A 534-nucleotide genomic window follows, 5' to 3' on the forward strand; every position below is an offset into this window, starting at 1 on the left:
ATCTTCGACTAAGGACGCATTCGCCGCGGTCGCTACTGCACCAGGCGACGCTGTGAACGGACTTGCCGAAGTGGCCGTCAAAAGTATGGCGGCTAATGCCATAACGCATACTAAGGGCAGCGTGAACCTGCCACGCGATTTCATTCGAGAGCCTCACTCGTCAGATAGCCGAGCATGCGGAGGTCAGTAAATCGCATGCCGGCGGGGAAGGGGGGCCCTGAATCCGGCAGAATCTGCCGGATTCAGGTTCCACAGAGAATGTGTTTGAGCGACTGCTACTCGGCGATCCGGATGCCCTCGTTGGCGATCTCGCCAGCGTCGATGGGCCGCTCCCAGATGCGGATGTTGTCGATGGCTCCGGCGAAGTTTTCCTGCCAGGCGCCTTGATAGAAGAGCCTGCCGAGCTGCAGAGCGCTGTCGGCTCGCCACGGGGTGGTGAAGTCGGCTGCTGCCTGCGGCTCTCCGTTGACGAACAGCTGAATCTTCTTGGTCGTGGCGTCGTACACACCGGTCAGCTTGGTCCAGGCTCCGGTC

The 534-nt window shown here is 60.7% G+C and carries 1 protein-coding gene; it reads right to left on the bottom strand.

The annotated features are described in order from the left end of the window. Window positions 1–275 precede the first annotated feature (275 nt). Window positions 276–534, bottom strand: a 259-nt coding sequence (locus NP777_RS47185; RefSeq protein ID WP_256656368.1) for a LamG-like jellyroll fold domain-containing protein, incomplete at its 5' end; no start/stop codon positions are given.

It is taken from the genome of Streptomyces rugosispiralis (genome assembly GCF_024505145.1).
Lineage (GTDB): Bacteria > Actinomycetota > Actinomycetes > Streptomycetales > Streptomycetaceae > Streptomyces > Streptomyces rugosispiralis.